Raw genomic sequence first — 22,250 nt, forward strand, 5'->3', positions numbered from 1 at the left:
CAATCAATATATCCGGTGATGACTGAATCAGTCAGTAAGCTTTTTATTTGAAGTTCTTCAAATGATAGAGTCAAGCCTCACGAGCAATTAGTATGGGTCAGCTTCACGCGTTACCGCGCTTCCACACCCCACCTATCAACGTCCTGGTCTCGAACGACTCTTTAGTGCGGTCAAACCGCAAGGGAAGTCTCATCTTCAGGCGAGTTTCGCGCTTAGATGCTTTCAGCGCTTATCTCTTCCGAACTTAGCTACCCGGCTATGCAACTGGCGTTACAACCGGTACACCAGAGGTTCGTCCACTCCGGTCCTCTCGTACTAGGAGCAGCCCCCGTCAAACTTCCAACGCCCACTGCAGATAGGGACCAAACTGTCTCACGACGTTTTAAACCCAGCTCACGTACCACTTTAAATGGCGAACAGCCATACCCTTGGGACCGACTACAGCCCCAGGATGTGATGAGCCGACATCGAGGTGCCAAACTCCGCCGTCGATATGAACTCTTGGGCGGAATCAGCCTGTTATCCCCGGAGTACCTTTTATCCGTTGAGCGATGGCCCTTCCATACAGAACCACCGGATCACTATGTCCTGCTTTCGCACCTGCTCGACTTGTCGGTCTCGCAGTTAAGCTACCTTTTGCCATTGCACTATCAGTCCGATTTCCGACCGGACCTAGGTAACCTTCGAACTCCTCCGTTACTCTTTGGGAGGAGACCGCCCCAGTCAAACTGCCTACCATGCACGGTCCCCGACCCGGATTACGGGTCTGGGTTAGAACCTCAAAGACACCAGGGTGGTATTTCAAGGACGGCTCCACAGAGACTGGCGTCTCTGCTTCTAAGCCTCCCACCTATCCTACACAAGTGACTTCAAAGTCCAATGCAAAGCTACAGTAAAGGTTCACGGGGTCTTTCCGTCTAGCAGCGGGTAGATTGCATCTTCACAACCACTTCAACTTCGCTGAGTCTCGGGAGGAGACAGTGTGGCCATCGTTACGCCATTCGTGCGGGTCGGAACTTACCCGACAAGGAATTTCGCTACCTTAGGACCGTTATAGTTACGGCCGCCGTTTACTGGGGCTTCGATCCGATGCTCTCACATCTTCAATTAACCTTCCAGCACCGGGCAGGCGTCACACCCTATACGTCCACTTTCGTGTTAGCAGAGTGCTGTGTTTTTAATAAACAGTCGCAGCCACCTATTCTCTGCGACCCTCCGAGGCTTACGGAGCAAGTCCTTAACCTTAGAGGGCATACCTTCTCCCGAAGTTACGGTATCAATTTGCCGAGTTCCTTCTCCCGAGTTCTCTCAAGCGCCTTAGAATTCTCATCCTGCCCACCTGTGTCGGTTTGCGGTACGGTTCGATTCAAACTGAAGCTTAGTGGCTTTTCCTGGAAGCGTGGTATCGGTTACTTCATGTCCGTAGACACTCGTCGTCACTTCTCGGTGTTAAGAAGACCCGGATTTGCCTAAGTCTTCCACCTACCGGCTTAAACAAGCTATTCCAACAGCTTGCTAACCTAACCTTCTCCGTCCCCACATCGCATTTGAATCAAGTACAGGAATATTAACCTGTTTCCCATCGACTACGCATTTCTGCCTCGCCTTAGGGGCCGACTCACCCTACGCCGATGAACGTTGCGTAGGAAACCTTGGGCTTTCGGCGAGCGGGCTTTTCACCCGCTTTATCGCTACTCATGTCAACATTCGCACTTCTGATACCTCCAGCACACTTTACAATGCACCTTCATCGGCCTACAGAACGCTCCCCTACCATGCCAGTAAACTGGCATCCGCAGCTTCGGTTATAGATTTGAGCCCCGTTACATCTTCCGCGCAGGACGACTCGACCAGTGAGCTATTACGCTTTCTTTAAATGATGGCTGCTTCTAAGCCAACATCCTGGCTGTCTGGGCCTTCCCACTTCGTTTACCACTTAATCTATCATTTGGGACCTTAGCTGGCGGTCTGGGTTGTTTCCCTCTTGACAACGGACGTTAGCACCCGCTGTCTGTCTCCCGAGAAACCACTTGATGGTATTCTTAGTTTGCCATGGGTTGGTAAGTTGCAATAACCCCCTAGCCATAACAGTGCTTTACCCCCATCAGTGTCTTGCTCGAGGCACTACCTAAATAGTTTTCGGGGAGAACCAGCTATCTCCGAGTTTGTTTAGCCTTTCACCCCTATCCACAGCTCATCCCCGCATTTTGCAACATGCGTGGGTTCGGTCCTCCAGTACCTGTTACGGCACCTTCAACCTGGCCATGGATAGATCACTCGGTTTCGGGTCTACACCCAGCAACTCTTCGCCCTATTAAGACTCGGTTTCCCTACGCCTCCCCTATTCGGTTAAGCTCGCTACTGAATGTAAGTCGTTGACCCATTATACAAAAGGTACGCAGTCACACCACAAGGGCGCTCCCACTGTTTGTATGCATCAGGTTTCAGGTTCTATTTCACTCCCCTCCCGGGGTTCTTTTCGCCTTTCCCTCACGGTACTGGTTCACTATCGGTCGATGATGAGTATTTAGCCTTGGAGGATGGTCCCCCCATATTCAGACAGGATTTCACGTGTCCCGCCCTACTTTTCGTACGCTTAGTACCACCGTTGAGATTTCGAATACGGGACTATCACCCACTATGGTCAAGCTTCCCAGCTTGTTCTTCTATCTCGACAGTTATTACGTACAGGCTCCTCCGCGTTCGCTCGCCACTACTTGCGGAATCTCGGTTGATTTCTTTTCCTCCGGGTACTTAGATGGTTCAGTTCTCCGGGTTCGCTTCTCTAAGTCTATGTATTCAACTTAGGATACTGCACAGAATGCAGTGGGTTTCCCCATTCGGACATCGCGGGATCATAGCTTTATTGCCAGCTCCCCCACGCTTTTCGCAGGCTTACACGTCCTTCATCGCCTATCATCGCCAAGGCATCCACCTGATGCACTTATTCACTTGACTCTATCATTTCAAGAACTTCTCTGACTTTGCCTGACATTCCGTTGACTAGAACATCAAACTTGAATTTCCTACTCTGATAAAGCTTACTGCTTGTTGTGTCTTAATCCCGCCTTTTGTCTTTCGGGATTAAGTCGATACAATCATCACCCAAATACTGTACCTGTTTTTCTTTTCCTGTTCGGGAGACAACTGACCGTTTGCAATCGGCCAATCATCAAAAACAGACACATTGTCTTTGTTTGTTGATTTCGGCTTTCCAATTTGTTAAAGATCGATGCGTTCAATATTGCTATTTACTTCGCAAATCAAAATGAGCTGATTATTATAGCAGCCTTTCTTTTTCCGTCAAACTGATTCGTCAGCAGACTTCTCTTTAGAAAAAAAGAAAGCAGTTACACTGCCTTTTTAACTCGCTTTGATTTGGAAAGTATTGGTGGAGGCAAACGGGATCGAACCGATGACCCCCTGCTTGCAAAGCAGGTGCTCTACCAACTGAGCTATGCCCCCGTTCTTGGTGGGTCTGGGAGGACTTGAACCTCCGACCCCACGCTTATCAAGCGTGTGCTCTAACCAGCTGAGCTACAAACCCGGATTCTCTTCTTAAGCGAACCTTGTCTTCACTCAAGCATTTTTCCGCATCTTCTACAGTTTACCGATAAGTGTGAATGCGACAGCCTCTTCTTTCTCTAGAAAGGAGGTGATCCAGCCGCAGGTTCCCCTACGGCTACCTTGTTACGACTTCACCCCAGTCATGAAGCATACCGTGGTAAGCGGGCTCCTTGCGGTTACCCTACCTACTTCTGGTATCCCCCACTCCCATGGTGTGACGGGCGGTGTGTACAAGACCCGGGAACGTATTCACCGCAGTATGCTGACCTGCGATTACTAGCGATTCCGACTTCATGCACTCGAGTTGCAGAGTGCAATCCGGACTACGATCGGTTTTGTGAGATTGGCTCCGCCTCGCGGCTTGGCTACCCTCTGTACCGACCATTGTATGACGTGTGAAGCCCTGGTCATAAGGGCCATGAGGACTTGACGTCATCCCCACCTTCCTCCGGCTTGTCACCGGCAGTCTCATTAGAGTGCCCAACTTAATGATGGCAACTAATGACAAGGGTTGCGCTCGTTGCGGGACTTAACCCAACATCTCACGACACGAGCTGACGACAGCCATGCAGCACCTGTGTTACGGCTCCCGAAGGCACCCCTCCGTCTCTGGAGGGTTCCGTACATGTCAAGACCAGGTAAGGTTCTTCGCGTTGCATCGAATTAATCCACATCATCCACCGCTTGTGCGGGTCCCCGTCAATTCCTTTGAGTTTTAATCTTGCGACCGTACTCCCCAGGCGGTCGATTTCACGCGTTAGCTTCGCTACTAAGCAGTCATGCTGCCCAACAGCTAATCGACATCGTTTAGGGCGTGGACTACCAGGGTATCTAATCCTGTTTGCTACCCACGCTTTCGGGCATGAACGTCAGTGTTATCCCAGGAGGCTGCCTTCGCCATCGGTATTCCTCCACATCTCTACGCATTTCACTGCTACACGTGGAATTCTACCTCCCTCTGACACACTCTAGTCACCCAGTTCAGAACGCAGTTCCCAGGTTGAGCCCGGGGATTTCACATCCTGCTTAAGTAACCGTCTGCGCCCGCTTTACGCCCAGTAATTCCGATTAACGCTCGCACCCTACGTATTACCGCGGCTGCTGGCACGTAGTTAGCCGGTGCTTATTCTTCAGGTACCGTCATCAGACAGGGGTATTAACCCCGCCCTTTTCTTCCCTGACAAAAGTCCTTTACAACCCGAAGGCCTTCTTCAGACACGCGGCATGGCTGGATCAGGCTTGCGCCCATTGTCCAAAATTCCCCACTGCTGCCTCCCGTAGGAGTCTGGGCCGTGTCTCAGTCCCAGTGTGGCGGATCATCCTCTCAGACCCGCTACTGATCGTCGCCTTGGTAGGCCTTTACCCCACCAACCAGCTAATCAGATATCGGCCGCTCAAACAGCGCAAGGCCAAATGGTCCCCTGCTTTCTTCCTCAGAATATATGCGGTATTAGCTAATCTTTCGATTAGTTATCCCCCACTGCTCGGTACGTTCCGATATGTTACTCACCCGTTCGCCACTCGCCACCCAAGAAGCAAGCTTCTCTGTGCTGCCGTCCGACTTGCATGTGTAAAGCATGCCGCCAGCGTTCAATCTGAGCCAGGATCAAACTCTTATGTTCAATCTCTAACTTTTTAACTTCTGGTCTGCTTCAAAGAAACCGACAGGACAATGTCTAAAACATCATCTTGTCTGTCTTTCAAACAGTGTGAGGCTGTCGCACTCACACTTATCGGTAATCTGTTTTGTTAAAGAGCGAAAACGAATTATAAAGCATTTCATCTCATTGTCAATCAAAACTTTTCTTAAAACCTCGAAAAATCAGACCAACTGTGATATACTTGCCTGTTCGTTCAATCACCGCCGAAGCAGCGAAGAACCGAACTATACCCCTCCCCTCAAAAACCGTCAACCCCCAAACCGCAAAAAATTCCAAAAAACCTGACAACAACCTGAAATACAAAGACTTTTATTTCAAAATATTCTCAAACCAAACTCAATCAACACCAAAGGTCGTCTGAAATCCCTTTCAGACGACCTTTATTAATCCAAATACACTATTACCCGAATAACTCTCACCTTAACGCTGCAGCAAGATTTCCAATACAAACTTGCTTCCTACATAAGCGAACATTAGGCTGACAAACCCGATGATTGTCCAAACGGCTGCTTTTTTACCCCGCCATGCCGTCATACTGTGCTTAAGCAGCAACGCACCGTAAATTATCCATGAGAGAATGCCGAATACGGTTTTATGGGTAAATGTAACGGGTTTACCGAATACAGCCTCTGCAAAAAATGTCCCGCTGACAACCGAATAGGTTAATAAGATAAAACCTACCCACATCCCCTGGAACATGAGCTTTTCCAAACTCAGTAAAGACGGCAGAAAACCGGACAAACTGGAAACACGTCGCCTATGCAGGTTACGGTTGAGCAGCAAAATCAAAACGGCAAACAAGGTCACAATGCCGAATAAACCGTATGCCAGCAACGATGTACCAATGTGCGACATAAACGGCAAATCATTGATTTGATAACCGACATATTTTCCTGGAAACAGCGCGCCCAATAATAAGGTAAACGCTGCGCACGGATACAAAAGCAGCTGCAATCCGCGCAGACGATAGAAAAAACTACCAACGAAATACACCAGCAGCATCAACCACACAATCAAACTGATGGAATACCCAAAGCCCATGATCAAAATCTTGTCTTGAATGACAGGCATAAGCAATACGGCACCGTGCATGGTCAGCGCAGCACCCAAAACAGCCAACTCGGCTTTTAGAGGATAATCTTTAATCTCTCGGGTCTTGTGGTTGAACCAAACGAATATACCCAATCCGGCATACACCAGTATCAGGCAAATCAGGATAGTCGGCATAACAAACTTTCTTGGCGCGCATACATAACCGCACGCGATAGTGTAAAATAATCTCAATTTTATTTTAGCAAAGAATGCCCCGAACAGGGCAGCTATTATCATTACCAAGGACAAGCATGTTAGACAACTTAACCAACCGCTTTAGTAAAGTTTTCAAAAATATCCGCGGTCAAGCAAAACTGACAGAAGACAACATCAAAGAGGCGCTGCGGGAAGTCCGCCTTGCCCTGCTCGAAGCGGACGTTGCCCTGCCCGTCGTAAAAGAATTTGTCAACAACGTCAAAGAAAAAGCTCTCGGACAAGAAGTTACCGGCAGCCTGACCCCTGACCAAGCCTTTATCGGCGTCGTCAACCAAGCCTTGATCGAATTGATGGGCAAAGAAAATTCTTCTTTAGACTTGGCGGCCGTACCGCCTGCTGTCGTTTTAATGGCAGGTCTGCAAGGTGCGGGGAAAACCACCACCGTCGGCAAACTCGCCCGTCTGCTGAAAAACGAACAGAAGAAAAAAGTCTTGGTCGTTTCAGCCGACGTATACCGCCCTGCCGCTATCGAACAGTTGCGCCTTTTGGCTGAGCAAGTCGGCATTGACTTCTTCCCTTCCGATTCCAATCAGAAACCTGTCGAAATTGCCACTGCTGCGATTGATTATGCAAAAAAACACTTTTACGACGTCTTGATGGTCGATACCGCCGGACGCTTGGCGATTGACGAAGAGATGATGAATGAAATCAAAGCGCTGCACGCAGCCGTCAATCCGGTAGAAACCTTATTCGTCGTCGATGCCATGTTGGGTCAGGACGCTGTAAACACCGCACAAGCATTCAACGAAGCCCTTCCGCTGACCGGCGTCATCCTGACCAAAATGGACGGTGATTCTCGTGGCGGTGCAGCATTGTCTGTGCGCCACGTTACCGGAAAACCCATCAAATTTATCGGTATCGGTGAAAAAATCACAGGACTCGAACCCTTCTACCCAGACCGCATAGCCAGCCGTATTCTCGGTATGGGCGACGTATTAAGCCTGATTGAAGATGTACAAAAAGGCATAGACGAAGAAGCCGCCGCCAAAATGGCGAAAAAACTGCAAAAAGGCAAAGGCTTCGACCTCAATGACTTTAAAGAACAAATCCAGCAAATGCGTAATATGGGCGGACTGGAAAGCCTGATGTCAAAAATGCCGGGCGAACTGGGTCAGATTTCCAAACAAATTCCCGAAGGCACGGCAGAAAAAGCCATGGGTAAAGTCGAAGCCATCATCAACTCCATGACACCCAAAGAACGCGCCAACCCAGCCCTGCTCAAAGCCAGCCGCAAACGCCGCATTGCCGCAGGTGCCGGCACCAGCGTAGAGGAAGTCAACAAAATGCTCAAACAGTTTGAACAATCGCAACAAGTCATGAAAATGTTCAGCGGAAAAGGACTGGGCAAACTGATGCGCATGGCAAAAGGCATGAAGGGTATGAAAGGAATGTTCCCCGGAATGTAATTGGCAGGAAATCTAAGAGAGAGAGGTCGTCTGAAAACTGAAATTGGGTTTTCAGACGACCTCTTCATATTGAGATTCTAGTCAGTCAAACGCATGGCCATCTACTATTATAAAAAATAATAGTCAGCCCCTAACTGTAAAGTGCAACCGCCTTTACCCATGCAAGCACCTCCCGAGACAGTTTGCGCAAATAATTTACCGTCGAATCACCGCACGCCCCTGAAGCATACAATTCAACAGTTTTACCCTGCCAATAGCGCTTAGCAAGCCAAGAGGCACGCGCAAGATGAAAAGCATCACTGACAATGATGATTTCGTTCGCATCCCGTAGCTTCGGTCCACTCAGCACGATATTTTCATATGTACTTTTTGAATGTTCTTCCAACCGTATTTTTTCGGACGGTACGCCCATTTCCACGGCCATATCGCGCATAGTTTGGGCTTCATTGCTGCCGTCCCCGTCCGTTCCTCCGCTCATCAGCAATTCACCCACCTTACCTTGCCGATACAGCCTGACACCTGCTTCAACCCGCGAGCGCAAACAAGGATTAGGTTTTCCTCTGCGGTTAACAGCATTACCTAAAACAACGGCAATATCGGCAGAAGACAGGTTTTCAGACGACCTTTTTTCCACATTGACTGCACATAGATGCAGCCAGCCCAAAACAGTACACCATACCAAAAAACAAACGATGCACAATATCCAATACTTTTGCATTAATACTCCGGTGGATTTTGACCTTGGGTCATCATAGCATAATTTCTTTCAGCATCTTTCAAGGCTTCAGACAACCCCTTAGCCGCCAATTACTTATTGCATCCCTCCCCTTCCATCTTTATAATGCGCACACTCTTACGGGAGTAGCCATCTGATTTTCACTGACAATCAGAGCCGTTATCAACATAATTGACCGAGTTCGACAAAGATCAGTCATGGTGGCGGCATCTTCCTGACAACAGGAAGACAGGCAAGACGTAAGCGTTGTCCATACCCTGGCGGGCGGTGTGTGCAACGCTTTTTGTTTTTGCCCGCTTCGGTTGAGTATCTTAATGGAAGCATTTTTCTCTTCAATATTGGGCATTGCCATTGCCGAAATCGGCGATAAAACGCAACTGCTCGCTCTTTTCCTTGCCGCTCGTTTCGCCCAGAAAAACGCGGTCGTCTCCGGCATCTTCATTGCCACTTTACTGAATCATTTGGTTTCCGCATTTGTCGGCGTATGGCTGGCGGAAGCCATTTCTCCTGAGACCGTCAAATGGATCGTCGGCATCAGCTTTATCGCAGTCGGTTTGTGGTTGCTCTTGCCCGATAAAGATGAAAACCCCGACAGCCGCTGGCTCAAATACGGCGCGTTCGGGGCGACGGTTTTCCTGTTTTTCATGGCGGAAATCGGCGATAAAACCCAAATCGCCACGGTCTTGCTGGCGGCAAAATACCAATCCTTATCCATGGTCGTACTCGGCAGCGTTGCCGGATTGATGTTGGCAACCGTCCCCGTGGTTTATCTGGGCGATATGTTGATGAAAAAAATCCCCGCCAAAGCCGTGCGGATTTCCGCCTGCGTACTGTTTTGCGTATTGGGCGCCATCACTTTGGCGGGCGGCGGCATTATGTTGAAATAGGTCGTCTGAAATGTGGGAAATCTTATTTCGACATCCCGATTTTGTTGCCATTAACAAGCCGCAAGGCGTATCCGTACATCAGAAAGAGGGCGAAGTCAGCCTGACGCAGACGTTGGCGGTGCAGCTCGGTCTTGAGCAGGTTTGGCTGCTGCACCGCTTGGACAAACTGACCAGCGGCGTGCTGCTGTTTGCCCTGAACCCGAAAAGCGCGTCGGAGTTGGCGCAGCAATTTGCCGCCAAAACCATGCGTAAAACTTATTTGGCGCTGGCAACGGACAAGCCGTCTAAGAAGCAAGGTTGGATCAAAGGCGATATGGAAAAATCGCGGCGCGGCACATGGAAACTGACGCGCGGCATGGAAAATCCCGCCGTGACCGAATTTGGCAGCCACAGTTTAGAACCCGGCCTGCGCCTGTTCGTCCTGCATCCGCATACGGGCAAAACCCACCAACTCCGTGTCGCCATGAAAAGCTTGGGCAGCCCGATTTTGGGCGATACGCTCTACGGCGGGAAGCCTGCATCGAGGATGTTCCTTCATTCCTGGAAAATCAAATTTGATTATCAAGATCAGGCGTTTGAAATCGTCGCGCCCTTGAGTGAGGAATGGCCGCCATTAGATTTCATTTATGAATAAATCCAAAATATCTGACAAGGTTTCGTGTATCGCATCAGATAATCGAAAATAAAAAACCGCTAAGAAAGCGGGTAGTTAGGGCAACACCTTTCAAAGCCGAAAATAATACGGGTGGCGTGGTTTTCTTTCCAGCGGTGTAGATTGTCGTTATGCCAGCGGCGGGCGATTGATTCAAAGGTATTTAGGGCGGCGGCTTGCCGTTCGCGCTTTTCCTGTTGCTTGGCTTCGCTGGGGTCTTGCCCAGATACAAGCAAGCGGCGGGCATTCTCGGCAGCGGCGCGGGCTTCTACCAGTGATACGGTCGGATATTTCCCGATTGAAAGCGTTTTACGTTTGCCGTTATGCGAAAATCAAACCGCCATAACTTCCCGCCGCTTGTATTGATATACAGATACAAGCCCTTGCCGTCATTCAGCTTAAACGGTTTTTCGGCAGGCTTGGCGTTTTTGATTTGTCGGTCATTCAGCTTCATTTTTACGGTATTTTTTCGAGGTATTTTTCAGATACCGCAAAAGATACCGTAAATTTTAGGTTACTTCAATTAGGCTGAATTAGACGGAATTATACAATCAGAAAGAAGACAATAGGATAGCAATCAGTCTGAAAGCCTTGTATTTATTGAGATTGGTTGATGGTATTAGATGGGATTAAACGAAAAAAAACGCCTAGAATTTCTAAGCGTTTTGTGTGTTGGTGCCGACAGCGAGATTTGAACTCGCACAGCCTACGGCCACTACCCCCTCAAGATAGCGTGTCTACCAATTTCACCATGTCGGCATTTGAAAAACTGTTATTTCTGCTGCTGAGGAGTGGGTGCAGCAGGTGTGGGTTGGTTTTCAGCGGGAGCAGCAGGTTTAGGAGCCTGCCGGGTTTGTTTCACATTGCTGAAGTCTAAACCGTGTTTGTTTGTATGGGTATGGATATAAACCATTGCCATGCAGGTTGCGAAGAAGAAAGTCGCTGCGATGGCGGTTGCGCGGCTCAGGAAGTTTGCGTTGCCTGCGGAACCGAATACGCCCTGCGCGCTGCCGCTGCCTGACCCGAAGGTCGCGCCTGCGTCCGCGCCTTTGCCGTGTTGCAGCAATACTAACACAACCACTGACAAAGCGGAAATAATATTAATAATCCAGATAAGGGTTTTAAAGGCTTCCATATGTTTTCTACGAGGCTTGCGCTGCGTTGATGATGGCGGTAAATGAGTCATATGATAATGACGCGCCGCCAACCAATGCGCCGTCTACATGAGGTACTGCGAAGATGTCGGCTGCATTGTCTGCTTTCACACTTCCGCCGTAAAGAACGCGGATTTTAACATCGTTTCCGCACAAAGACAAGATTTCTTTGTAGATGAATGCGTGCATGTCGGCAATTTGTTCTACGGTGGCGACTTTGCCGGTGCCGATTGCCCATACCGGCTCGTAGGCGACGGCGATGTTTTTGGTGTTCAGTCCATGCAATACGGAGAGTTGGTGGGCGATGACTTCGTGTTCTTTGCCGGCTTCGCGCTCTTCGAGGCTTTCGCCGACGCACAATAGGGGAATGAGGCCTACGTTGAGGACGTTTTCCATTTTGCGGCGTTGGATCTCGTTTTTTTCGCCGAAATAGAGGCTTCGTTCGGAGTGTCCGATGAGGACGATGTCTGTGCCGATGTCGGCGAGCATTTCTGCGGAAACTTCGCCTGTGTAGGCGCCGTTGTTGGGGAAGCGGCTGACGTCTTGGGCGCAGGTAAGGATGCGGTTGTTGAGGACAATCTGCATGGCGTTGTGCAGTTGCAACAGGTAAACGGTCGGGGCGGCAAGGCCGATGAGGACGCGTTCGGCGGTGGGCATGATGCGGAAGCGGTGCATGAGTGCGTTGTTGTTTTGGAGTCGGCCGTTCATTTTCCAGTTGCCGATGACCCATTTTTGATCCCACATTCCGATTTGGTGATACATCTTTTTTGCTCCGTGTTGTGTTTCTTTGGCTGTACGCTGCGTGTAGCGTGATGTAACGTGAAGTTTAGTGGATATGCGACGGGTTCGCAACTTGAAACGGGATGCCCGGGGTCGTCTGAAATGCTGTTTCAGACGACCTGTTTTATAATAACTGCTTGATATACACATATATAGGACATGGCTATGCACGCGCTTCATTTTTCGGCTTCGGACAAGGCCGCGCTTTATCGGGAGGTATTGCCACAGATTGAGTCTGTGGTGGCGGACGAGACGGATTGGGTGGCGAATTTGGCGAACACGGCGGCGGTTTTGAAGGAAGCGTTCGGCTGGTTTTGGGTGGGTTTTTATTTGGTCGATACGCGTACGGACGAATTGGTTTTGGCGCCGTTTCAGGGGCCTTTGGCGTGTACGCGGATTCCGTTCGGGCGCGGGGTGTGCGGTCAGGCTTGGGCGAAGGGCGAGACGGTGGTCGTCAAGGATGTCAACGCGCATCCCGACCATATTGCCTGCTCGTCTTTGTCGCGTTCGGAAATTGTGGTTCCGCTGTTTTCAGACGACCTCTGTATCGGCGTATTGGATATGGACAGCGAGCATTTGGCGCAGTTTGATGAAACGGATGCTTTGTATTTGGGCGAACTGGCGAAGATTTTGGAGAAGCGGTTTAAGGCTTCGCATCAGGCGGCTTGAGACCGAAAAAACGGGCGGGCGGCGCGCGCTGAAGTTGGCGTGGCGGGAGTGTGGTTTTATAATGTCTGCCATTGCTAAAACAATTATTTAACGGAGCACAAAATGGATTTTGAAAAAGCGCGGTTCAACATGGTCGAGCAGCAAATCCGTCCGTGGGATGTATTGGATTTTGACGTTTTGGACGCTTTGGAGGAGATTCCGCGCGAGCGTTTCGTGAACGAGTCCTTGCAGGGTTTGGCGTATGCCGATATGGAGCTGCCTCTTGCGAATGGTCATAAGATGCTCGAGCCGAAAGTCGTGGCGCGGTTGGCGCAGGGGTTGAAGCTGACCAAAACCGATACGGTTTTGGAAATCGGTACGGGTTCGGGCTATGCGACCGCGCTCTTGGCGAAACTGGCGGGCAAAGTGGTTTCAGACGACCTCGATGCCGAGCAGCAAAACCGCGCCAAAGCAGTGTTGGACGGCTTGGCTTTGGACAATATCGATTATGTGCAAAACAACGGGCTGACCGAGCCTTCCGCGGGCGCACCGTTTGATGCGGTTTACGTCGGCGGCGCGGTGGACCGCGTGCCTGACGTATTGAAAGAACAGTTGAAAGACGGCGGCCGCATGGCAGTCATCGTCGGTCGCCGGCCGGTACAGCGCGCGCTGCTGATTACGCGCAAGGGCGACGAATTTGAAGAAAAAGTCCTGTTCGACACGCTGGTCGCGCATTTGGACGACAAAGAAAACCGTCCTTTCGGCGATTTCGATTTTTAATCTTTTTTGAAATCAAAGGTCGTCTGAAAACTAGCCGGACATGGCGAAACGTTTTCAGACGACCTTTCATCGTTTCCATCATTTCACACACACAACATCATGACGATCCCGCAACTCACCCCGCTGCAACTGCAACAATGGCAGGAAGAAGGCCGCGCGTTCCATCTGCTGGACGTGCGCACCGACGAGGAAACAGCCGTCTGCGCCCTGCCTGACGCCATCCATATCCCGATGAACCTGATTCCGCTGCGCCAAAACGAGCTGCCCGACGACGATTTGCCGATTGTCGTTTACTGCCACCACGGCATCCGCAGCCTACATACGGCGATGTATCTGGCAGATGCGGGTTTTGAAAATCTGTTTAATCTGCAAGGCGGGATTGATGCTTGGGCTTTGCAGGTGGATGGGACGATGGCGAGATATTGATATAGTGGATTAACTTTAAACCAGTACGGCGTTGCCTCGCCTTGCCGTACTATCTGTACTGTCTGCGGCTTCGTCGCCTTGTCCTGATTTAAAGTTAATCCACTATATATTTGCTCATAAAAAAACTGCACCTTGTGAGTTGGAGGGGATGTCCAACTTTTGGGGTGCAGTTCAAACCTTGATTCGGTTTTTCAGACGACCTTGTACTTAATAATCTTCTATTGCAAGAAATGTTCATGACACCCCAAACCGTCTTAGATTTCTGGTTTGCCGAAGAAAACCGTCCTTTTCTGTTTGCCAAAAACGATGGATTCGATGCCGAGATTCGCGCGCGATTTTTTGATGTCTGGCAACAGGCGGCCCGTGGCGAGCTTGCACACTGGCGCGACACCCTGCAAGGCAGGCTCGCCGAAATCATCCTGCTCGACCAATTCTCGCGCAACCTGTTTCGCAACAGCTCCCAAGCATTTGCCCAAGATTTAGCCGCTCTCATCCTTGCCCAAGAAGCCGTCCGTCAGCCCAGTTTCGCCGACCTCCTATCGCACGAACGCCATTTCATGCTCATGCCGTTGATGCACAGCGAAAGTCAAGTTGTCCACGAACAAGCCGTTCCTCTGTTTGAACGCTATACCGACGGACACGCATTGGATTTTGAAATCAAACACAAAGTCATCATCGACCGCTTCGGACGCTATCCGCACCGCAATGCCGTATTGGGACGTGAAAGCACGGAGGAAGAGGCGGAATTTTTGAAGCAGGAAGGTTCGTCATTTTAATTTGGGTTTCAAAATTTGAAGGTCGTCTGAAAACCATTTTTCAGACGACCTTCTTTCATATTCTCGCTTCAATAATGTGGCGGAATTTCATCACGCAGGCTGTAAGGTTCGCGCTCTCCGTTTGCGCCTTTATCCTGCATTTTCTGATAAAGCAGCCTCAACTGCGCCTGCTGCAAATCCAGCGTCTGCTGCATTTTCGCCACCGTATCGTTCAGGCTGCCGATTAAGTCTTCCTGAAGCGCGGTTTGGATTTCCAGCTCGGCGATGCGGTGTTCCAATTCGTCCATTTCACTCATTTACAGCACCATCGCGGCAATCCAGCCGGCAATCATCAGCGGGATATTGTAGTGGATAAAGGTCGGGATGACGGAGTCTCGGATGTGGTCGTGTTGTCCGTCGGCGTTCAAACCCATGGTCGGGCCGAGCGTCGAGTCAGACGCGGGCGAACCGGCGTCGCCCAATGCGCCCGCCGTACCGACGATGGCGACGGTTGCCAGCGGCGAGAAGCCGAGGCTGATACACAGCGGCACATAAATCGCGGTAATAATCGGCAAGGTGGAGAAAGAAGAGCCGATACCCATGGTGACCAACAATCCGACAAACAACATAGCAAATGCCGCCATGCCTTTATTGCCGCCGAAAAGCTGCATACTGTGTTCGACCAGCGGTTTGATTTCGCCTGTCGCGGTCATGACTGCCGCAAAACCTTGCGCCGCAATCATGATGAAACCGACCATCGCCATCATTTTGATGCCTTCACCGAACACATCACTGGCAGCATCTCGGTTCATCACGCCGAGCATCATAAAGACGGCAAACCCCAGCATCGCGCCCAACACCAGCGAATCTTCATACATCAACTGAATCGCAAAGCACACGCCGATTGCCACCGCCGCCACCAGACTGCGGTAAGCCGAAGGCTGGGGCTGTTCGGATGCTTCGCGGTTGTCCTCGGCATCAATGGTATTGGTTTGGTAAGAACGCGGTTTGCGGTAATGGATAAACGCCAAAATCAGCCCCGCCACCATACCCAGCGCAGGAATCGCCATCGCATGCATGACGCTAATGCCTTTTACGTCCATGCCCGCAGATTTGATGTTGCCCAAGAGGATGTCGTTCAAGAAAATCGCGCCGAAGCCGTAAGGCAGGAACATATAAGTCGTCACCAAACCGAACGTAATCACACACGCCACTAGGCGGCGGTCGACTTTCAAACGGTTAAACACCAGCAAAAGCGGCGGAATAATCATCGGAATAAACGCGATATGAATAGGCACGACGTTTTGACTCATGATGCCCATCGCCAAAATAATCAGCAACAGCGTCCATTTCACCGAACTTTCGCCTTTCGCGGCATCCTGACTGTTGTTGAGTTTGCGGATAATGCCGCCCGCAAGCTGCTGCGGCAGCCCCGAATAGGTAATCGCCATCGCGAACGCACCGAGCATCGCATAAGACAAAGAAATCCGCGCGCCGCCCTTCAAACCTTCGTTAAACACGGGAATAATCCCCGACTGCGTAACATTACCCGCCGTATCTACGACGTTTTCCAGCGGCATACCCGCCACCAGTCCGCCGACAAACGCACCGACAGTCAGGCTCAATACAACGTGTACCCGCGACAGCGACAACACGAGCATCACGATTACTGCAATCACTACGGCATTCATGCCCTTTCTCCGTTTCAGACGACCTGTCGGCCATCTATTTATATATTAAAAGAAACATCATAACCTAACATGATTTAACACGCTAGGGCAAGCCGCCTTTCAGACGACCCGCCCTACCCCGCACCCAAAATAAAGGTCGTCTGAAAACGAGAGAAACCAGTTTTCAGACGACCTCGGATAGTTTTTGGGTTTCAACTACCGCGTGCATGCGTACCGTACACACCTACACCCGATGCCCGGTTTCAACCGTCAGATTCTCGAATCTGACGGCTTTTGAGATGGCAGGCTTTTGTCGAATACAAGTATCCGGCCTACGGCTGACTGTCCATCTTTTCAGACGACCTTGGATGGGTTTTGGGGTTTAACAACCGCATGCGTGCGTACCGCACACACCCTTGTATATCGGAACTCCCGTATCATAGCAACAAACCGCCCGGCCGCCATCCGTACACACCCAAGGCAAACAACCGTTGAGTAGCTTAGGGAGCGGTCGGGCAACCCATCGACACAACCGGACAGTTGCCAGACAACACAACCGAATGCAAGGCAGGTTTATGATGAGTACCCAACACAATTACGCAGGCATCGACATCGCCAAACGAAACTTCGTCATCGCCGTTTCGTCTTTGTCTAAAACCAAAACCGAAACCAACAACCCGAAAGGTATCGCCCATACTATCGAATACCTTAAAAAGCACAACGTCGCCCTCGTTGTGATGGAAAGCACCGGCGGTCTCGAAATCCCCGCCGCCAAAGCCATCCACCGCGCAGGTATGGCCGTGATCATCGCCAACCCGCGTCAGACGCATCAGTTTGCCCAATCGCAGTCGCTGACCAAAACCGATGCCAAAGATGCCCAAATGCTCGCCTTCTTCGCACAGATGATGACGCAGAAAGAAGGTTGGCAAACCATGCTCTACCACCCGCCCACCGAAGCGGAAGAAGTGTTGGAAGCATTGGTTAACCGCCGCAACCAACTGGTGGATATGCGGACTGCCGAGAAAAACCGTCTGCATCAGGTTCATGAAACGCAAGTCGAAAGCGTCAAACAACTGATTGCCCATTTTGACCGGCTGATTGACGAATTGGACAAACAAATCGACGACCACACCCACACGCATTTTGACGGCAAAGCCCAAGTGGCAGAGCAAATCAAAGGTATCGGTTCGATAACGACGGCTACGCTGATGGCGATGCTGCCCGAATTGGGGCGGTTGAGCCACAAACGGATAGCGAGTTTGGTCGGCATTGCCCCGCACCCGAGGGAGAGTGGTGAAACCAAATTCAAAAGCCGCTGCTTCGGCGGAAGGTCTGCGGTGCGTAAGGCGCTGTATATGGCTACCGTGGTAGCGACACGTTTTGAACCGCTTATTCGGGATTTCTATCAGCGCCTGCTGTCCAAGGGTAAGCCGTATAAGGTTGCCGTTACGGCATGTATGCGCAAACTGTTGACGATATTGAATGCCCGGATGCGTGATTATTTTGCCGAAAACGGTACCACCGAAAACGGTATCCGAACGGCTTGATTTGAGTTTTTGTATTTTTGCCCGACGGGGTGAAAAATACAGTTGCTACACCCGATGCCCAGTTTCAGTAGGTCAGATTCTCGAATCTGACGGCTTTTGAGATGGTAGGCTTTTGTCGGACACAAGTATCCGACTATGGGTATACAAAAAACTACAATTTATTGTTTTTAAATAAATTTTCAATGGATAGATTAAATCCACCATCAGGTTTTCCTAAAATCGCATCATAAAGAACTACACTCAACTCTGATTGTGGCAAATTGAAATCACGCTTATATGGTGTTATTTCCCATCCTTCTGCCTCAGCTCTTTCCCCATACCTTTGAACTGCCCCCGGAATCAAATTAGCTGCTTGTTTTTTAGAAATCTGACGTTTTTGGTATTCATCTGATGCATATCTACAAGCCCTATAAATAAAATTATACATTTGAGCTACGGAATATTTTTGGAGAAGCTTATTGAATACCGCTTTTGTTTTTTCTCCTGGAGAAAAAACAAAATGACGTGCTGTCAATTGATAATCCAAATAAGCTAAACATTCCTGTAATGCAACTTCTTCACAGAGCTGTTTTATCTCTAAAGAGTATGTATCAAAAAACTCTGGCATACAGACTATTTCTCCAATCATTGACTGAAGAGAAGAAATATTTTCCTTAGAATTTATCAACCAAATTACTTCAGTTATAGAAAAGCTGAAAGATCCGTCATCATGAAAATTAAAAGCTGATAGATTGCTACTGGGGTCAATCAAAAGTATGTTGTCCCTGTATAACTGCCTAAGGATTTCAATACTGTAATTTTCATTTGGCGTAAATCTTATTCCATAAATATCGGAATAAGCTTGTAGTTCGGACAATTCCTCATTTGCAGAAAATCTTATTAGTGTAAAAAGAAAAATAATCTGCTTTAGAGAAGCTTCCGAAAAATCAAAAAGATGATGTTCCAAGCTAAATGAAACATCATTAATCAATTGCGCTCTCTGCTTTCTTTCCTTTTCTGTTTTTTCTAATTCTTTTTTCTTCTCCTCTTCCTGTTTTTCATATAAAAACTGTTGCTGTTGTTTCGCTCTGCACTCCATACAGATCATATTGTTTTTTTTAATAAGCTTATAAAATTCGGTTCGATTATGGCAAACATGTTGTTTTCCACAGGAAATACAAACCGTGTCAGAAATATAAGCAATACATGATTCTTTCACCATTTTGTATAGAGTAGGGGTATTAATTCCATATTGCCCTGACAATTCTTTTACATCATAGATAAAATGACCATCTTTGTTAATTTGCCAATAATTTTGGCACAGGGCTTTAATGGTTTCGTCATTATTCAAAAATTCCAAATAAATCATCGTTATTCCTCTTCAATGCGCCTCTTCCCAATTCATCCCCACGCCAACCTCCGCCACCAGCGGTACTTTCAACATCCCATCATCCACTTTCGCCATAATCTGCGGCAGTTTTTCTTTGACTGAATCCAGTTCGGCTTCGGGTACTTCCAGCACCAGTTCGTCATGCACCTGCATAATCAGTTTGCTTTGTAAGAGGTCGTCTGAAAGCCAGCGGGACACGTCTATCATGGCGCGTTTGATGAGGTCGGAGGCGGTGCCTTGCATGGGGGCGTTGATGGCGGCGCGTTCGGCTCCGGCGCGGGCGTTGGCGTTTTTGTTGTGGATGTCGGGCAGGTAGAGGCGGCGGCCGAACAGGGTTTCGACGAAGCCTTGGGCGGCGGCTTGTTCTTTGGTGCGCTGCATGTATTCGGCGACGCCGGGGTAGCGGGCGAAGTAGCGGTCGATGAAGGTTTTGGCGGACAGGTTGTCTATGCCCAGCGATTTGGCGAGGCCGTATTGGCCCATGCCGTAAATGAGGCCGAAGTTGATGGTTTTGGCGTAGCGGCGTTGTTCGGACGAGACGTTTTCGGGGGCGATGCCGAATACTTCGACGGCAGTGCGGCGGTGTACGTCTTCGCCGTTTTGGAACGCGGCAATCAGGGTTTTGTCGCCGGAGAGGTGCGCCATGATGCGCAGCTCGATTTGGGAATAGTCGGCAGAGACGATGACGCTGCCTTGCGGTGCGGTGAAGGCGCGGCGCACGCGGCGGCCTTCGGCGGTGCGGATGGGGATGTTTTGCAGGTTGGGGTTGTTGCTGGCGAGGCGGCCGGTGATGGCGACGGCTTGGGCGTAGGTGGTGTGCACGCGGCCGTCTTTGGGGGAAATCATTTCGGGCAGTTTGTCGGTGTAGGTGGATTTGAGTTTCGCCAGGCTGCGGTTTTGCAGGATGATTTTGGGCAGGGGGTAGTCGGGAGCGAGCTGTTCGAGCACGGCTTCGTTGGTGGAAATGCCGCCTTTGGCGGTTTTTTTCAGGCCTTTGGTGGGGATGCCCATTTTGTCGAACAGGATTTCTTGCAGTTGTTTGGGCGAGTTGAGGTTGAACGGCTGGCCTGCGGCGGCGTAGGCTTCCTGTTCGAGCTTCATCAGCTCGGCGCCGAGCTCTGCGCTTTGACGGGCGAGTTCGGCGCGGTCGATTTGCACGCCGTTGCGTTCCATTTCAAACAATACCTGCGCGACGGGCAGCTCCATTTTTTCATACATTTCAAGCTGTTTGGCATCCATTTGCGCGCGCAGGTGCGCTTCGAGGCGCAGGGCGAAATCGGCGTCTTGGGCGGCGTATTCTGTTGCCTGCCCGATGGCAACGTCGGCAAACCCGATTTGCTTCGCGCCTTTGCCGCATAGCGATTCGTAGGTAATGGTTTCCAAGCCCAGCCAGCGTTCGGACAATTCGTCCAAGCCGTGTCCGAGATGGCTCTCGATGATGTAGGAAGCGAGCATGGCGTCGCCGGCAATGCCGTTCAGGGCGATGCCGTAGTTGGCGAAAACGTGTTGGTCGTATTTGAGGTTTTGCCCGATTTTTTTCAGGGCGGGGTTTTCCAAATGCGGTTTCAGACGACCTAATACGTCTTGCAAATCAAGCTGTTCGGGCGCGGCGGTCAGGCTGTGGCCTACGGGGATGTAAACCGCTTCGCCTGCTTGGAACGCGATGCTGATGCCGACCAGCGCAGCGTTCATCGCGTCTAGGGACGTGGTTTCCGTATCAATACCGATTTTGTCCGCCTGCGACAGTTTGTCCAACAAGGTGGCAAACTGCGCTTCAGTGGTAACGGCTTGATAATCCAGCGTATCGGGGGCAACGGCTTTTTCAGGTAGCCTTTCAGACGACGTTTCCATGTCCAACGCCGCCTGTTCGCCTATCGTATCGCTGCCGAACAAATCGCCGTCCGCCGCTTCGTGCATACGGCTTTCCGCTTCTTTCAGCCAAGTGCGGAAGCCCCAGCGTTTGAAATCGACCGCAAGCTGCGACCATTTCGGCGAAGTGCGGCGCAGGCTTTCGAGGCCGTCTGAAAGCTCGGTGTGCAAGTCCACATCGGTTTTAATCGTCACCAAATCATACGAAAGCGGCAGTTGGGGCAGCGCAGCTTGCAGGTTTTCGCCGACCTTGCCCTTGATTTCCGCAGCGTGTTCCATTACGCCTGCCAACGAGCCGTAGGCTTCCAGCCATTTCACCGCCGTTTTCGGGCCGCATTTTTCCACGCCCGGCACATTGTCCACCTTGTCGCCCATCAGCGCGAGATAATCGCGGATTTGGTCGGGGCGCACGCCGAATTTTTCCTTCACGCCTTCAATGTCCAGCGTTTCGCCGCTCATCGTGTTCACCAGCGTCACGCGATCGTTCACCAACTGCGCCATATCCTTATCGCCGGTGGACACCACCACATTCCAACCCGCTTCGCCAGCCATTGCTGCCAGCGTGCCGATGACGTCGTCCGCTTCGACTTGTGGAATCACCAGCACCGGCCAGCCCATCAGCCGCACCAAATCCGGCAAGGCTTCCGCCTGCGGGCGCAAATCGTCCGGCATCGGCGGGCGCGTCGCCTTGTAGTCGGGGAACATCTCGTGGCGGAAATTCTTGCCCTTCGCATCAAACACCACCGCGCAATAATCATGAACATAATCCGCCCGCAGCCGGCGCAGCATGTTCAACACGCCATAAAGCGCACCCGTCGGCGCACCGTCAGGCGCGGACAACTGCGCCATCGCGTGATAAGCGCGGTAGAGATAAGAAGAGCCGTCAACGAGGAGGAGAGTGGGTTTGGACATGGTGAACCTGCTTGAAATGAGTGAAAAATAGATGGACGGATTATAAAGGAAAAGACAAGAGGTCGTCTGAAAGCAAGTTTTCATGGCATAACACGTTCCACTCAAAACGCCCTTCCCTTTCCG

The 22,250-nt window shown here is 50.4% G+C and carries 16 protein-coding genes, 3 tRNA genes, 2 rRNA genes and 2 pseudogenes; 8 read left to right on the forward strand and 15 right to left on the reverse strand.

The genetic code is table 11. The features are described from left to right. Positions 1-66: 66 nt before the first annotated feature. The 5 genes from RSJ68_09070 to RSJ68_09090 form a co-directional block, all read right to left on the reverse strand. A 23S ribosomal RNA gene (locus RSJ68_09070) occupies positions 67-2,958 on the reverse strand. A 431-nt stretch (positions 2,959-3,389) separates the two neighbouring features. Beyond that, positions 3,390-3,465: transfer RNA gene (locus RSJ68_09075), tRNA-Ala, on the reverse strand. Positions 3,466-3,470: 5 nt separating this feature from the next. Beyond that, positions 3,471-3,547 (reverse strand) — tRNA-Ile (locus RSJ68_09080). A gap of 101 nt (positions 3,548-3,648) precedes the next feature. Further along, positions 3,649-5,189: ribosomal RNA gene (locus RSJ68_09085) — 16S ribosomal RNA — on the reverse strand. The 16S and 23S rRNA genes sit together here with 2 tRNA genes alongside, the layout of an rRNA operon. Positions 5,190-5,648: 459 nt before the next feature. Next, positions 5,649-6,455, reverse strand: a complete 807-nt coding sequence (locus RSJ68_09090; protein ID WNU98385.1) for an inner membrane protein YpjD — start codon at positions 6,453-6,455, stop codon at positions 5,649-5,651. A gap of 116 nt (positions 6,456-6,571) precedes the next feature. Between RSJ68_09090 and ffh the strand changes: the two genes are divergently transcribed. After that, a complete protein-coding gene (ffh, locus tag RSJ68_09095; GenBank protein ID WNU96584.1) occupies positions 6,572-7,942 on the forward strand; it encodes a signal recognition particle protein in 1,371 nt (456 codons plus the stop codon). 130 nt (positions 7,943-8,072) lie between these two features. Here the strand turns inward: ffh and RSJ68_09100 are convergent, their stop codons facing one another. Further along, positions 8,073-8,660, reverse strand: a complete 588-nt coding sequence (locus tag RSJ68_09100; protein ID WNU96585.1) for a YdcF family protein — start codon at positions 8,658-8,660, stop codon at positions 8,073-8,075. A gap of 332 nt (positions 8,661-8,992) precedes the next feature. Between RSJ68_09100 and RSJ68_09105 the strand changes: the two genes are divergently transcribed. Then, on the forward strand, positions 8,993-9,565 hold the full coding sequence (locus RSJ68_09105) for a TMEM165/GDT1 family protein (GenBank protein WNU96586.1): 573 nt from the start codon (positions 8,993-8,995) through the stop codon (positions 9,563-9,565). A 10-nt stretch (positions 9,566-9,575) separates the two neighbouring features. Beyond that, complete coding sequence (locus RSJ68_09110) at positions 9,576-10,199, forward strand: TIGR01621 family pseudouridine synthase (protein ID WNU96587.1); 624 nt, start codon at positions 9,576-9,578, stop codon at positions 10,197-10,199. Positions 10,200-10,348: 149 nt separating this feature from the next. Here the strand turns inward: RSJ68_09110 and RSJ68_09115 are convergent. The 4 genes and pseudogenes from RSJ68_09115 to tpiA form a co-directional block, all read right to left on the reverse strand. Then, positions 10,349-10,671 (reverse strand): annotated as a pseudogene (locus tag RSJ68_09115) (Arm DNA-binding domain-containing protein). A 219-nt stretch (positions 10,672-10,890) separates the two neighbouring features. Then, positions 10,891-10,976, reverse strand: a tRNA-Leu gene (locus tag RSJ68_09120). Positions 10,977-10,989: 13 nt separating this feature from the next. Continuing rightward, complete coding sequence (gene secG / locus RSJ68_09125; protein WNU96588.1) at positions 10,990-11,352, reverse strand: preprotein translocase subunit SecG; 363 nt, start codon at positions 11,350-11,352, stop codon at positions 10,990-10,992. Between the two features lie 7 nt (positions 11,353-11,359). Next, positions 11,360-12,133, reverse strand: a complete 774-nt coding sequence (gene tpiA, locus RSJ68_09130; protein WNU96589.1) for a triose-phosphate isomerase — start codon at positions 12,131-12,133, stop codon at positions 11,360-11,362. 183 nt (positions 12,134-12,316) lie between these two features. On the opposite strand from tpiA, the gene RSJ68_09135 reads away from it, so the two are divergent. From RSJ68_09135 to RSJ68_09145, 3 genes are all read left to right on the forward strand, one after another. Beyond that, positions 12,317-12,820 carry a GAF domain-containing protein gene (locus RSJ68_09135; GenBank protein WNU96590.1) on the forward strand — a complete coding sequence of 168 codons (504 nt, stop codon included), beginning with the start codon at positions 12,317-12,319 and terminating at the stop codon, positions 12,818-12,820. A gap of 102 nt (positions 12,821-12,922) precedes the next feature. After that, positions 12,923-13,579 carry a protein-L-isoaspartate O-methyltransferase gene (locus RSJ68_09140; protein ID WNU96591.1) on the forward strand — a complete coding sequence of 219 codons (657 nt, stop codon included), beginning with the start codon at positions 12,923-12,925 and terminating at the stop codon, positions 13,577-13,579. Between the two features lie 99 nt (positions 13,580-13,678). Next, on the forward strand, positions 13,679-14,005 hold the full coding sequence (locus RSJ68_09145) for a rhodanese-like domain-containing protein (GenBank protein ID WNU96592.1): 327 nt from the start codon (positions 13,679-13,681) through the stop codon (positions 14,003-14,005). Here the strand turns inward: RSJ68_09145 and RSJ68_09150 are convergent. Then, a pseudogene (locus RSJ68_09150) lies at positions 14,005-14,112 on the reverse strand (IS5/IS1182 family transposase). The gene RSJ68_09145 and the pseudogene RSJ68_09150 overlap by 1 nt on opposite strands. Before the next feature lie 129 nt (positions 14,113-14,241). Here RSJ68_09150 and RSJ68_09155 point away from each other — a divergent pair. After that, positions 14,242-14,781, forward strand: coding sequence for a DUF924 family protein (locus RSJ68_09155; protein ID WNU96593.1), 540 nt, complete (start codon positions 14,242-14,244; stop codon positions 14,779-14,781). A 68-nt stretch (positions 14,782-14,849) separates the two neighbouring features. Here the strand turns inward: RSJ68_09155 and RSJ68_09160 are convergent, their stop codons facing one another. Both RSJ68_09160 and RSJ68_09165 read right to left on the reverse strand, forming a co-directional pair. Continuing rightward, positions 14,850-15,077, reverse strand: coding sequence for a SlyX family protein (locus RSJ68_09160; GenBank protein ID WNU96594.1), 228 nt, complete (start codon positions 15,075-15,077; stop codon positions 14,850-14,852). After that, a complete protein-coding gene (locus RSJ68_09165; GenBank protein ID WNU96595.1) occupies positions 15,078-16,451 on the reverse strand; it encodes a Na+/H+ antiporter family protein in 1,374 nt (457 codons plus the stop codon). Between the two features lie 557 nt (positions 16,452-17,008). Here RSJ68_09165 and RSJ68_09170 point away from each other — a divergent pair. Next, positions 17,009-17,977, forward strand: a complete 969-nt coding sequence (locus tag RSJ68_09170; GenBank protein WNU98386.1) for an IS110 family transposase — start codon at positions 17,009-17,011, stop codon at positions 17,975-17,977. 151 nt (positions 17,978-18,128) lie between these two features. On the opposite strand, the gene RSJ68_09175 is transcribed toward RSJ68_09170, so the two are convergent. Together RSJ68_09175 and polA are read right to left on the reverse strand one after the other, a co-directional pair. Continuing rightward, positions 18,129-19,325 (reverse strand): hypothetical protein, encoded by a 1,197-nt coding sequence (locus RSJ68_09175; protein ID WNU96596.1) that lies wholly within the window; start codon positions 19,323-19,325, stop codon positions 18,129-18,131. A 12-nt stretch (positions 19,326-19,337) separates the two neighbouring features. Continuing rightward, positions 19,338-22,127 carry a DNA polymerase I gene (polA, locus tag RSJ68_09180; GenBank protein WNU96597.1) on the reverse strand — a complete coding sequence of 930 codons (2,790 nt, stop codon included), beginning with the start codon at positions 22,125-22,127 and terminating at the stop codon, positions 19,338-19,340. Positions 22,128-22,250 lie beyond the last annotated feature (123 nt).

Source organism: Neisseria sp. DTU_2020_1000833_1_SI_GRL_NUU_006 (assembly GCA_032388755.1).
Lineage (GTDB): Bacteria > Pseudomonadota > Gammaproteobacteria > Burkholderiales > Neisseriaceae > Neisseria > Neisseria sicca_C.